The following is a 12516-nucleotide window of genomic DNA, read 5'->3' as shown; positions in this document are numbered from 1 at the left end:
CTGACGTCGTGGAGGTCGTCGTTGTATCGCGCGATGTTGATGACGAGCGGGATAACGCTCTTGATTTCGGATGCGTTCGCAAGTGGCCCGGCGCTGAGTACTCGGAGCCCTCGAGTTCGTTCGCCAGCTCGAGGACGGTCCAGTGGACATCTTCGTCGTCACCAACGACGAGCGTGTCAAGTCGGGCCCTCGACCAAGTCGGCTAACCGGTTGGCGACGAGGTTGTGAAATGCGCTGGCAACCGACGCCTTGTCTGATGTCCGCGTAGCGACGAGTTCGATGATGCACTCGATAGACGGCAGCCGATAGTAGAGGTCGTCACCTTGCATACCGACAACGGGGCTGAGATCGGTCAGGGCGCCGGCTTTCGAGGGATCTTCGACGATGTCACCGAAGTGGCGAGGCAGGCAGTGCGTCGGCGAATGGACTGTCGATCCGGACGCAGACAATCCACAGGGTTTTGGTTGTCGAGAGAAACTCCTCAACCATGGCGCTTGACCTGCCCGGCATCGACAGCCAGCGGCTCATCGACACGCACGCCCACCAGCCCACGAGCGAGTTCCTGCACGACGCGGGCGGTGAGATGATGGAAGACGCCGCGAACAAGTTTGGCACCGACCTGGAGACGTGGGATTACGAAGCTATGCTCGAGGAGTACGAGGAGATGGGGATCGGTCGCTCCGTTTTGCTAGGGTGGGACGCCGAGACCAATACCGGGAGCCCGCCGGTCCCAAACGACTACGTGGCCGAGATCCGCGACGAGTACCCCGATTTCTTCATTGGGTTTGGAAGTGTGGATCCACTGAAAGATGACTGTGTCGAGGAAGCGATTCGATGTGTCGAAGACCTAGGTCTCTCCGGGTTCAAGTTCCAGCAGATCGCTCAAGGGTTCGATCCCTCTGCAGACCGTCACACACACCTTTGGAACACCATTGAGGATCTCGGTGTGCCGGTCATTTTCCACGGTGGCAACTCAACGCTTGGGGCGGGTAGTCCTGGCGGTCGCGGATTACGGATCGAGTATGGAGACCCGCTACTTGTCGACAGAGTGGCTGCTGAACACCCGGACCTCCAGATTCTGCTCGCGCACCCCGCCTTCCCTTGGGAGAAAGAGCAGCTTGCCGTCTGCCAGCAGAAAGGCAATGTCTACATGGATCTCTCCGGTTGGATTCCGAAATACATTGACGATCAGGTTATCCACTACGCCGGGACCGTCCTCCAAGATAAGGTGATGTTCGGGACTGACTATCCAATGATCCATCCAGAAGACTGGCTTGAGTCTTTCAAGAAACATACCAATTTCGACAAACCAGTCCAGCGAAAGATTCTCTACGAGAATGCTGAGGAGTTCCTCGGGCTATCGTAGTCTGTCTCAACCGGAGACTTGGTTCTAACCAGTTATTGTTCGGTACTCTATAGGGCGCTGTTTCTTTAAACGTGTTAGGTGAGTCGGCACGATTTTGTGGTGTCTATGCCAAAAATCGACCGCCTCAGCGAGTATAGCGACTGGATCGATTTGAATTTTGTGGGGCGAGAGCGGACACCACGAGAGCCGATGAAACTCGGCATTCAACTCCAGGGGGTTAAGTACTGATCTGCATCAACAGCCGCGGTGTTTCTTCCATACCCACAAACTCTAACTCAACCTGATCCAAATAACCATTAGATAGGTGATTTTAGCATGGACGCTTCAAGACTACCGTGCACCATCTTTTTAAATCTTGATCTGAATACCGCTGCCAGCGGGCGGCTTAATTTACTTATTAATGGAATGATGACCGTATCCTTTTTCTGGTTCTCGCCTCATTGTCTGGTATGTTCACCGAGTATCAGCATACGTCTGGCGAACACTGTGGATCCGCCTCCCTCCGAAATCTCGCTGACTACTACAACTGGGAACTCGACGAAGCGTCGTGTTTTGGTCTCGGTGCGGGTATCGGCTTCGGGTACGGTGAGTCTGAGACTGCCTCGCGCATGATGATGGGGCGGAGTCCGTTCCTCGAAACAGCATTTTTCGATAATCTTGGAATCACAACCGTTCAGAAGGACAGCCAATCGAAGGAAACAGCCTGGAACGCTTTCGAAAATCAACTTAAGTCAGGCCCAGTTCTTTGTTTCGTTGATCTCTTCTATCTCCCTTACTTTGGAAGTTCCACCCATTTTGGTCCCCACACAATCGCGGTTATCGATATCGATGATAACTCAGTGACGATCTCAGACAGCGAGTTTGATGAACCGCAAACTGTTCCCCGAGCCACGTTCGATAACGCCTGGAGTTCTGACCACGGATTCTGGCCGCTTGAGCGTCGATGGCTGGCTATTAAGAATTCTACCCCGTCGGTTGCGACTGACACTGCGACACTGGCAGCAATCGAACAGGCAACGAAGACGATGCTAGATGGCGGCAAAGAATCCGGGAGTGGTGGCGTGGCTGCGATACGAACGTTCGCGGACGACCTCCCGACGTGGACGACATTCGATGATATGCAGTGGACTGCGCGGTTTGCCTATCAGAACATTGAGCGCCGGGGAACAGGTGGCGGTGCATTCCGCCAACTCTACGCTACTTTCCTCGATACTCTCGGATCAGATGCTGGGCTTGCCGCTGACTTCGGCGAGCGGATGAACCGAATTGCCGATGACTGGACAGTTCTCGCCGACATTCTCAAGGAAAGCAGTGAAACTGATGATGCAGCCGAGCGTATGGCTCACCTTACAGAGGCGAGCGACCTCGCATATACCCTCGCGAATCGGGAAGAAGCGCTGTTCTCTGATCTTGCAGAAGCAGTGTAGATTCAATTTGTAAAGAGCTTAATAGTTTCGGAGCGAAAAAGCGGTCTCAGAGTCCGTAAGAAACCCATTCTATGGGGAACGAGCAATAGATCAGAATTTCCTCGCAGTATCGTTCAGTGACATATTTGCGGTGATGAACACGATTCGGTTGATAACGTTGCCTTCATTAGATTATCTAAGGCGATCCGCGAGGAATTCGACTCTCGAGACACGCATGGGCGCGCCTCACCCGTCAGGCGCGAAAAAACAGCTTTCAGGTACTCGGTGGTGGAGAGATTTTCTGTATGGGAATCTCAGTTCCAGTTTGTTCGAAGTAGCATCCCGAGGCCGTTCAATATCTTACGGAAACGGTCCTGTCCCTCGCTGAGGGATATTCTTAAGCAGGACGATAGCAAAGAGTGGAAGTACGAAGTCGAGATGAACGATCTCTCTGATCCACGGCCATCGCTTCCAGAGTGGATAGTGGACGTGTACGATGTCCTTTCTACTCACAGTCACAACTCGGCTGAGAGTGAAGACGTCCAGTCGATCCCTCGAGAGCAGGCGTTTGAGGTTCTCCACAATAGCGATGAACTAGCCCTCGAATCCGAGGACGCGAGCCATGCACTTACTCGGTTGCTTGAGCGAGGCTACTTCTATGAGGTTGGCAACGAACTCCGTGTAACGATGCCGGAAGACTAACACGTGGTCCGGTTCGAGACTTACCTGTTCACTACAGATGCAAACTGAACGCGAGAGTCTTCTTCGATCCGGATGAAAATAGGGCGCGTTGGTCAGCGCTGTGGCCCGGAGTCGTTCCCCGCGTGACGAGTTCGTCTCTCATCGGATACCGATTTACTGTTCAACGAGTCCTAATCCCTGTACTGTCGGAAGGTTCCAGTCACGAGTGACCGCAGCTAACCGCGTTAGCACGGTAACGACCGCGCATATTCCGGCAGCGGTACTCCCAGAGACGCCGACGACCCCTGCTAGAAAGTATGTACTTCCGCCCAGCACCGCACAACTCGCGTAGAAATCGTCGAAGAGGATAAACGGGGACCGATCCAGAAGGATATCTGCGAACGCACCACCACCGACTGCATTGATCGTTGCAATAGCGATGACACCAAATACGGAAACGCCCGCTTCGGTGGCGACGATGGCACCGGTCGTCGTAAACGCGGCGAGTCCGATAGCGTCCGCGACGAGCGTGATCGGATGTGTATCGGGAGACGTAAGGACGACACTCAGTGCGATCGCTAAGCCGACTCCGAGCAGCCCCAGAGCGATTTCGATCGGGGACTGAAGCGCTAACGGAACTCGCGCTACGAGAAGATCGCGCGTCGCTCCGCCAGCGAATGCCATCGCCAGCCCGACGACAGTAATTCCGAGCAGGTCGAACTCCTCACGGATCGCCTTCGATGATCCGACGAGAGCGAACGCGAGTAAGCCGATCGTGTTCATCACCGCGAACGGATCGCCGAACAATATTCCGAAGAGGTCCTGCCCCATTAGCCGCTCCTACGAGAACGAGTTCCTTGAGTCCTCCGAGACTCCGGTCCCGTCTCGATCCACGGCCTGTCACGTGTGTTATCAGTATGATCTGTACTTACCGCTTCACTTATCCAGTAGTGAGGAGATCTAGGCTCATCGGGCGCCGTCTAGTTAGCGCGGTTTGAGAAGCGAGCAGGTCGTGGAGTGAGTTTAGGATGATGCTCGCAGACCTGCTCAGCGAGTGTTACGCGGCGGAATTTGATGAAGCTTGGGAGCGTGAGCGGACGGCGACGCCCATCAGAGTGTTCGCCGTCCGGCTTCACGCGACCGGTTGTTCACTTCGAGAGACACAAGCAATTCTTCGCTTGATCGGCGTAGAACGCACTCATCAAACAATCTAGTATTGGGTACATCGGCTGGCTGACAGCGTCTCAGACCCACGACGGCGAAGCCGTCGCGGGTCGCTATTGATGAAACCGCTGTCAAGATCAACGGAAAATGGTCTTGGGTATATGATGCAATAGATATAGACTCACGGCTGATTCTCGATGTCGCAGTATTCGGACGACGAGGAACCGATCCAGCCGCTGCGTTCCTGCATAAATTGACCGAGAAACACGATCTCTCTGAGACGGTGTTTCTCGTTGATGGTTACGGCTATCTGACTGCCCTTTCTCGATTAGGGTTGAGCGGTCAACTCGACTATGTTGATCGAAACCTGATCGAAAAGTGGTTTTATACCTTCAAGATGCGAGTTGGCCGCTTCCATAATTCATGGGTGGACAGTCGGGCGAGCGTCAGAGAATGGCTTGAGCAGTTTGTACACTACTACAACATACAGCGACCGCACCAATCACTCAACGGACAGACACCAGCGGAGGTGCTAAACTAGACAGTGCCGCTCATCGGTAGCTATCAGTCAGTAGCTGCTATCTCGTGAAGCCGTTCGCAGTTGCCACATGGATTTCACCCTGAATGTGTCGACTTTCAGAAGTTGTGAGCCACAGCGACGAGGGTGAGACGGGCTCGGCAGGGAGGCCCCGCTCCTCGTTCAGCGTCTTGTACGCGTTCGTGACCCGTGACTCTGACACGCGGGCCATTTCGCTGACCTCGCCCAGTAACCGTGAGAGCCAGTTACATCGGCATACCCAGTATACGCTGGCCGCGGCGATGGCTTCGATGGATCGGCCACGAAGTAGATCTTCGTTCTGAGCACTGCGAAAGAGCTGGCATGCTTGGTCACGAATCGTCTCGGACAACTCGAGTGCTTCGACGTCGATCACCTGTTTCAGTTGGTACTCGTTACGACCGAGTCCTCCCTTTTGAGCGTGTCGACGATTTCGAAGAGGGGGTGTTGATCACTCATCTGTAATCACCTCGTCGACGACATCAATAATCTCCGCAGCGGTCGAACTGATCCGCTCGAGTCGATCGAGGATGGCCTCCGACTCTTCGCCCTCCCATGCAGCGAGGTAGAACGCCGACCCACTCGTGTCCAGCCCAAAATACCGACCGACGATGTAGCCGACAGCTTCCACCTCGAGTTCGCGTTTCGAGCGCTCGGTCTCGTCGTCGACATCACCGTGCAAGAGTGCGTGGGCGTACTCGTGGACGGTCGTTACGGCAAGGTCGGCACTGTTCTCTCGATCGCGAACCTCGATTAGTGGTCGCTCCGCAGGAGAGCGGTACTGACACACGCCTCTGGCATCTCCGTGAGTCCATTCTGCTGGAGAAACGACCTCCACTTCCACTTCAAGCATCGAAGCTCCCTTGAGAAGCACTGGCACTAGTTCGTCGGCCTCCCCGGTCGCCTCCGTCTCAAGTTCGGGAAGTGGCTCTCCCTCTGTCTGAGAAATATCGAACACCGGCGCTGGTCGAAAGCCAACAAGTCCTTTCGACCAGTCTTCGGGTGATGTCTCGTCGTATTCGCAGTCGCTTCGATCGTGGTACGACGGCGAGTTTTCGCACTCGGGGCACTGCTTTGCGATGATCGGCGCCCAGATCCAGATTGCACTCTCACCTTCTTTCACATGCCGGTCGAATTTGTTTTGCCAGGTCCGATAGCCGGCAACGCGAGTTGCGTGCGGACACTGGCGTGTGATTAGCAACATATTCCGATAGGAGTAATCATGGAAGTGACTCTGAACGTCGAGCCACTCTTGGAACTGCTCACTCGAGACTGCATCGTCAACTTCCTCAACGAGGTCGTCGACCCAGGTTTCCATCGTACTGTGCATCTCGTCACGTCTGGTGTCCGAATCATCGAAGGACACCTGCGAACAGTCGCTCGTAGTCATTGTTCTCGATGACGGACGCTCTCCTTTCTGGAACGCCCCTCACCCCTTTGGGGAAGAAAAACACACTCGAGGGAGCGCTCGAACGGCTCCACTACACCCGTCTCATCTGGTTTGCGACGATCAGGCTCAGGTATCGATCTCGAGTAACTCGTCTCGCCGACTACGGAGCGTGTTCGGTGATGTTCCTGCGATATCGGCGATCCGCTGCTGGGAGAGACAGAATCCGACTCGCTGGGCAGCGAGATAGAGACAGCCCGCTGCGACGCCACTCGGCCGGCAGCCGATCGTCAGTCCGCGTTCGCGTGCCGTCTGTGCGAGCTCGAGTGCTCGTCGACGAACCTGATCTGGGACCTCGAGTTTTGTCGCAAGCTGTGGAATCCGATCTGTTGCTGAAATCGGCTGTGTTGGTAATTCGAGTTCGACGTTCATCGCGGTGTAAGCGTTGGTGAGTCTCTGCTTATCACAGCGCGCACAGACTGCGACTTCTGCCCGTAAGCGTCCGAGTCCATTACACCGAGTTGTTGCGTAGACGCTGGCTGCAGCCACCGCCTCAAGCGATCGTCCGCGACAGAGCTGTTCAGACTGTGCAGTTCGGAACAGCGAACATGCCTGATCCCGGATACTCTGTGCGAGGCCGAGACTCGCGACGATTCGCCGAATTTCACCGAGTCCATAGGCGAGGTTCCGTTCAGCTTTCGACTGCCACTGGGCACGGGACTGTTCACGACGCAGCCGGTTCAATTGGCGACGCTTCGTGCTCGAGAGGGTGTTTCCATGTCCGTCTTGCGTGTATCCGATCTCGGTGGAGAGGCCTCGATCGTGGCGTGTCGGTGTCAGCGGGGCGCCGGTCCGTCTCTTGGATCCTTGCTCATCATGTCGACCCCAGTCCGGTCCTCGGTCTAGTTGGGTGACCTCGAGGATCAGTCCACAGTCCTCACAGACCGTCTCGCGGTCAGTCGTTCGAACGTTGCCGCCACAGTCTGGACAGGTAGTTGTAGTCGTCTGAACACCTTCGTCAAACGTCGTCGTGTAGATGTCTCTCGTTGCCATCGATAACTCCGAAGAGGACAACTGATCAGCCCCTTCACCGCTACTGGGGCGATAAACACCACTAGTTGATTCCAGAGTCCAGTAGAAGGGTCCGTGGTATCAGTGCTACATGTTTAGGAAGCTTCAACCCTACAACGGTCCTGCTGAAACTCTCACTCCGTCTCGGCGATAATCGCGGTACTGACCTCGAAGGTTACCGGTCGCGTCGACAACATCTCGGCGATTTCCTGGTGCTGCTTGAGTGTGAGGTCGTCGCACTCAAGGAATTGGCGAGACGCCTGAAAAACCTTTAAAACGTCGTCACAGACACTCACCGCCGCTTTTGTCTTATTGCAGTCGTAGAAGTAAGTTGGACGTTCGATCGCGTCTCGTCGATATGCATAGTCGCCGTCGATCCTGCATACTCGTACACACGACCCCCGAAATCCTTGTTTTTTCGGCTCATTGAACGGCCCATTTCGATCCAAAATCGGCGGAACGTGTCGGCTATTCGGAGACAAACAGCGGTTCAAACAACAGGTTGACTTGAGATATGCACACGATGAGTCGTGACTCGTGTACATATTCGGGAAACGGATTCTCTCGACGTGCAACCCCGTGATCTAGAAGCGGAAGGAGAAGCAGCACGCCCTGTTCCGGAGTCTGGAGCAGGTCATTAAAGATGCCGAACTAAAGATCACCAAGTACCTGGATTAGACACGAAAGCAAGAATTAGTATTGATTAAGGGGATATCTGGTGAGAACGTTCTCACCAGGCCTCGGGGAAGGCCGGATGGAACTTCTTTTTCCGACCTACCTGCTCTTTCTCGAGCAACCCGAGTTTCGCATACCACGACGTGAAGTACCCAGTAAAGTACTTCCCAGATCCACCGAACCGGTCGATCATCGCATCTTCCAGATCCTGACGGAGGATGCCGTCTTCACGGTGCTCATCCAGCAGCGAAAGATACGCGAAGCCACTACCATAGGGCTGGAGGCCACACAATAGTGCCCGTTCAACGGGACGAATCTCCTTGTGGTCGTCGAACACGCTGGCGATCTCCTCTCCGATCGGTGTCAGTGAAATCTCAGTATCAGCCTCCTGGCCACCGGTCGTGTTGAAGACGGGGTCGTCCTCCTTCACCGAGACGATCCCGAAGTTGTACTTCCCCTCATCGGTATCGGCGTAGTCCAGATTCACGATGTGCTGACGCAGTTCCTCGTAGGTGACCGTGCCATTGTCCGAGATGAAGTTGAGCGTGGCTTTCACGGCGGCAGGGTTCGGTGCCCAGTTGAGGACGGGGTAGACGTCCTCTGTCTGGACTTCTTTTAGGAGTTCCTCCCGTTCGTCTTCTGGGAGGCTCTTCACGTATTCCTTGAGCTGTTCAGGATCGATATCGTCTAGAGTGTCTGATGGTTGCGACCTCTGTGCTATCCAACTTCCCTCTATCTAATAACTCTCATGTTATCTCACATAGATATACATGAGTTGAGGGAAGATAAGGGAAAAGTAGGTAACCATATAGTGGAGGGCTTGAAGGGTTCATAGCCCATGGTACCACTATTTTTAAGCCGTTGATAGCCATGGGGACTGATATGTACGATCTCACCGGCTTCCAGCGCGACCTGTTGTACGTTACTTCGGGACTGGACGAACCACACGGCCTAGCGATCAAGGATGAACTCGAGGAGTACTACGAGAAGGAGATCCATCACGGCCGGCTCTACCCGAACCTCGACACCCTCGTCGACAAAGGATTGGTCGAGAAGGGGGAGGCGGATCGGCGGACGAACGTGTACTCAACCACGCAGCGAGGAACACGGGAGACCGAAGCCCGGCGTGACTGGGAGGAACAGTACGTGGACGGCCTCTTCTCCGAGTAAACACTATTCTCTCCCAGCTTTGAAACGGGCAGGATAGGAAACTGTACGACAGTACCGCGAGTTCTTGACGAGAAACTCTTCTGACCAGTCAAGACGGTGAAACCGTTTTTCTCCCTCTTCCTCACTCCACTACCTGAACGTTTGGATGACTACGGTGACAGCAGCCCACCACGGACACGGCGAAGATCCGTTCGGCGGACGAACCGGAGACATGGCTGTTCCGCTGCACCCGGTGCGACCACCGATGGCGCGACGACTAGGTTCATTTTTGTCCGAGAACACTAGTTCCACTTCAGAGACATAACATCGCTCACGGCTGCTCCTGCCAGCTACCTTCGCAGACTATGAACGTTCACACCCGGTGATCCACCCACCGAACCTCCGATATATATTCATAGACTCTGAACTCACCTCACAGCTCGTAAACGTTATGAGGCTAGCAGCCGTCGCCTCGAGTATGTCCGAACGGGACACCAAGGAGCGGATCGTGACCACGCTCCGGAATACTGACGAACCTGCACTGTCCGCACAAAAGCTCGCCGACGAACTCGGTCTCTCCGTCCGCACCATCAACAACCACGTCGACACACTGCTCAAGGATGACCGCATCGCCGCGACACAGATTGGGAATGCCACCGCGTACTTCATCCCGTTCGGCGACCTGCCTTCGCACAAGAAGCCGGATCACACCTGTCAGCGGTGTGGCCGTGATGTCGACGAAAACTATGACTTCGCGAAGATCGACACTGACACATACTTCTCCGGCGACACCTCGGAACCCGGGCTGGTCGATTTCTACGTGCTGTGCCGGTTCTGCTATAGCGACTTGGTAAGCTGGCTGTACAACGACCTGGGATCGATCGGGGACTACCCATTTGTCCATAACTGGGACCTCCCCACCGAACAACTCGAGGAAGTCCGGGAGGACCCGGACACCCAGACAGTGTACGACGGAGACAACCCGCGTCTCCATCTGAGCGACGAAGAAACAGCGGTCTACGACTTCATCCATGAACATGCCGGGACCGGTGACGAGGATGAGGCCGATCCGGTTCGACGAGAAACATTGATCGAATCCATCATGAAAGATTACAACCTGTACCGGCATGAGGTCGAATCAGCGATTCAAGACCTGAAGCAGCGCGGCCAACTGTTCGAACCACAATACGACCAGTACCTCCCCGCAAAATAGCTGGTCCATCACGTTATACGCTGGAGATGAGATGCTTGTAGCAGACCAGATACACCTCCCAGAGGCGTGGCTTCCAATCCCGGTACTCGTTCCGAATCCACCTGCAATCAGGTTTCCGGATGATCGTATTGGTGGAACCCGTACTTTCCCTTCCGCATCACCCAGTACCGGTCATCAAACTCGAGAAGATCATCGTTTCTTAGCGCCTCTGAAAGGACATCCGGGATGTCCGTATCAATGACGCCGTGATCGGCTGCCATATCGGTAATTTCCTTGAGGGTGGTCCCCGGACTCTCCGCCACGAGTACCAGGATCTGGTTGTACTCCTTGTCCATAGGTCAGGATATCCGATGTTGTACGATCGTTTCTGTCCGGCATTCAGGACAGGTATCGGTATCTTTGTCAACAGTGGTGCCACAGCGCCGACACTCGTACACGACGTCCTTTTCGTTCACTAGGCCAAACAACCGGCCTACTCTGTCACATAGCATGGGCGGTGGTTACTGTGGGTTCACGACGTCGCGGCACTCAGGACACTCGGCGTATACGGCCGGTCCCGTCTCGGTCTCATACTCGAGGATCACGTTGATCGTCGTGATCTCGGCCTGGCAGAACGGACACGCACCGAGATCCGGTGGGTTCGTCGTGGACATGAATTTGTGAAGGTAATACAGAGGGAGCGTGTGATTTCGATGGAGGTGGTGTGGTTACTCCCTCTACAAGCAGGAGAACACCCGTATTCACAAATAGGCGATCCAACCACGGTGAAACTGAAAATAGACAGCACACGAACACATCAGGTTGCAACTCGAGGATTCCCCTCTAAACGATAGATATACCTTCCTTAGGAAATCCAACGCCCCGCCGATACAGAGAACGACCGGGTCCCACCCGATGAGATCCACGGCCTTCAGAGGGAGACGCTGACCAGAACCACCAGCCACTGATCAGGAGCACCAAGATTACTGCCAGTCTACCAACTACTGCTTCACAGGAAACACCGATCCCGCCGGTCGATCCAGTTATCGCCAATCCAGAGAATAGACCAGGTGACCGAATCTCAGCCGTCACCTCAGTCGAAAAACTCGGCGAATGACTTTGGAATGGGTCTCAGTTGTCATTTCCGACGAACCGCCGTGCACGACCCCAGATCGAGTCACCGTCATCAGCACCCGTCTCATCTATTTGGGGTTCGAATATTGATTACGACGCTCGAGTACCTCCTGATAGTCACTGAGTTGCTCTCGAAGCGCTTCATTAGTCGCCTCAAGTTCGTTGATACGGTCGTCTTTCTCCCCGAGTGTTGCCTCGAGTTCGTCGACGCGGTCGTCGATGCCGAACTCGCTGGCACGGGGCGATCGAGTCGTGTTTCGACCTTGCGATGGCTGACGTCAGCGCCGAAATCCTCGAGCGAGGTCGCAACACTTTCTTCGGTCGATTCGAGTCCACCGTCAGCGGTGAACCTGTCTGTTGTTGGATCATAATCTCGGGTTGATCTGTTATCTGGAAAAACATCCACCCCTCTCGAGGGTACAAACAATACTCTCAGATCTTCGCAGGCGTCGTAATCGGTGGACCAGTCACGACTCCTCACGAAGTTCTTCAGCTCGCTGGCCTAGCTGTTTGAGGATCGGAAGGCGTTGTTGGTGCTGGTTTTCGTAGGCGACACACGCCTGAAGTGTCTCCATGTCGGTGATCGTCGCGACTCCTGCATCAATGATCCGGGGATTCGATGACTTGAGGCGCTGTGCTGGTGTCAGTGACTCATCAGTCTGGTCGGCATCTGCCATCGTGGACTCCTCTCACTTCCTCGAGGAGAGGAACAACACTACGGGACCGTGGCGCTGG

Annotated in this window: 15 protein-coding genes and 3 pseudogenes; 8 read left to right on the top strand and 10 right to left on the bottom strand. The window is 54.8% G+C overall.

Going from position 1 to position 12516, the window contains the following annotated elements; all coding sequences use genetic code 11:
- Positions 1–176 precede the first annotated feature (176 nt).
- Positions 177–329, bottom strand: a complete 153-nt coding sequence (locus HYG81_RS43225; protein ID WP_226778537.1) for a hypothetical protein — start codon at positions 327–329, stop codon at positions 177–179.
- A gap of 158 nt (positions 330–487) precedes the next feature.
- Between HYG81_RS43225 and HYG81_RS43220 the strand changes: the two genes are divergently transcribed.
- The 4 genes and pseudogenes from HYG81_RS43220 (at position 488) to HYG81_RS43205 (ending at position 3474) form a co-directional block, all read left to right on the top strand.
- A complete protein-coding gene (locus HYG81_RS43220) occupies positions 488–1366 on the top strand; it encodes an amidohydrolase family protein (protein ID WP_226778536.1) in 879 nt (292 codons plus the stop codon).
- Positions 1367–1471: 105 nt separating this feature from the next.
- Positions 1472–1576, top strand: a pseudogene (locus HYG81_RS43215) (IS6 family transposase); the annotation flags it as partial.
- 239 nt (positions 1577–1815) lie between these two features.
- Positions 1816–2793, top strand: a complete 978-nt coding sequence (locus tag HYG81_RS43210; protein ID WP_226778535.1) for a BtrH N-terminal domain-containing protein — start codon at positions 1816–1818, stop codon at positions 2791–2793.
- Between the two features lie 417 nt (positions 2794–3210).
- Positions 3211–3474: a hypothetical protein gene (locus HYG81_RS43205; protein WP_226778534.1), complete on the top strand. Its 264-nt coding sequence runs from the start codon at positions 3211–3213 to the stop codon at positions 3472–3474.
- A 153-nt stretch (positions 3475–3627) separates the two neighbouring features.
- On the opposite strand, the gene HYG81_RS43200 is transcribed toward HYG81_RS43205, so the two are convergent.
- Positions 3628–4284: a trimeric intracellular cation channel family protein gene (locus HYG81_RS43200; protein ID WP_226778533.1), complete on the bottom strand. Its 657-nt coding sequence runs from the start codon at positions 4282–4284 to the stop codon at positions 3628–3630.
- Between the two features lie 197 nt (positions 4285–4481).
- Here HYG81_RS43200 and HYG81_RS43195 point away from each other — a divergent pair.
- Positions 4482–5158, top strand: a pseudogene (locus HYG81_RS43195) (IS6 family transposase).
- A gap of 118 nt (positions 5159–5276) precedes the next feature.
- On the opposite strand, the pseudogene HYG81_RS43190 reads toward HYG81_RS43195, so the two are convergent.
- From HYG81_RS43190 to HYG81_RS43170, 5 genes and pseudogenes are all read right to left on the bottom strand, one after another.
- Positions 5277–5534, bottom strand: a pseudogene (locus HYG81_RS43190) (transcription initiation factor IIB family protein); the annotation flags it as partial.
- A 90-nt stretch (positions 5535–5624) separates the two neighbouring features.
- Positions 5625–6563, bottom strand: coding sequence for an ArdC-like ssDNA-binding domain-containing protein (locus HYG81_RS43185; RefSeq protein WP_226778532.1), 939 nt, complete (start codon positions 6561–6563; stop codon positions 5625–5627).
- A gap of 126 nt (positions 6564–6689) precedes the next feature.
- Positions 6690–7613, bottom strand: a complete 924-nt coding sequence (locus HYG81_RS43180; RefSeq protein ID WP_226778531.1) for a transcription initiation factor IIB — start codon at positions 7611–7613, stop codon at positions 6690–6692.
- A gap of 152 nt (positions 7614–7765) precedes the next feature.
- A complete protein-coding gene (locus HYG81_RS43175) occupies positions 7766–8008 on the bottom strand; it encodes a DUF7692 domain-containing protein (protein ID WP_425607584.1) in 243 nt (80 codons plus the stop codon).
- Between the two features lie 353 nt (positions 8009–8361).
- A complete protein-coding gene (locus HYG81_RS43170) occupies positions 8362–8961 on the bottom strand; it encodes a hypothetical protein (protein WP_226778529.1) in 600 nt (199 codons plus the stop codon).
- Between the two features lie 227 nt (positions 8962–9188).
- Between HYG81_RS43170 and HYG81_RS43165 the strand changes: the two genes are divergently transcribed.
- The 3 genes from HYG81_RS43165 (at position 9189) to HYG81_RS43155 (ending at position 10668) form a co-directional block, all read left to right on the top strand.
- The gene (locus tag HYG81_RS43165; protein WP_226778528.1) at positions 9189–9476 is read left to right on the top strand and encodes a PadR family transcriptional regulator; all 288 of its coding nucleotides are present in this window, start codon (positions 9189–9191) and stop codon (positions 9474–9476) included.
- Positions 9477–9661: 185 nt separating this feature from the next.
- Positions 9662–9736 carry a hypothetical protein gene (locus tag HYG81_RS45965; protein WP_226778692.1) on the top strand — a complete coding sequence of 25 codons (75 nt, stop codon included), beginning with the start codon at positions 9662–9664 and terminating at the stop codon, positions 9734–9736.
- Between the two features lie 101 nt (positions 9737–9837).
- Positions 9838–10668, top strand: coding sequence for a helix-turn-helix domain-containing protein (locus HYG81_RS43155; protein WP_226778527.1), 831 nt, complete (start codon positions 9838–9840; stop codon positions 10666–10668).
- A 107-nt stretch (positions 10669–10775) separates the two neighbouring features.
- Here the strand turns inward: HYG81_RS43155 and HYG81_RS43150 are convergent, their stop codons facing one another.
- From HYG81_RS43150 to HYG81_RS43140, 3 genes are all read right to left on the bottom strand, one after another.
- Complete coding sequence (locus HYG81_RS43150; RefSeq protein WP_226778526.1) at positions 10776–11003, bottom strand: hypothetical protein; 228 nt, start codon at positions 11001–11003, stop codon at positions 10776–10778.
- A 165-nt stretch (positions 11004–11168) separates the two neighbouring features.
- Positions 11169–11321, bottom strand: a complete 153-nt coding sequence (locus tag HYG81_RS43145) for a DUF7837 family putative zinc-binding protein (protein WP_226778525.1) — start codon at positions 11319–11321, stop codon at positions 11169–11171.
- A 927-nt stretch (positions 11322–12248) separates the two neighbouring features.
- Positions 12249–12458, bottom strand: a complete 210-nt coding sequence (locus HYG81_RS43140) for a DUF8129 domain-containing protein (RefSeq protein ID WP_226778524.1) — start codon at positions 12456–12458, stop codon at positions 12249–12251.
- Positions 12459–12516: the final 58 nt, after the last annotated feature.

It is taken from the genome of Natrinema zhouii (genome assembly GCF_013456555.2).
GTDB classification, from domain to species: domain Archaea; phylum Halobacteriota; class Halobacteria; order Halobacteriales; family Natrialbaceae; genus Natrinema; species Natrinema zhouii.
The sequence above is the reverse complement of the archived record's forward strand: the minus strand, read 5'-3'. Positions and strand labels throughout refer to the sequence as shown.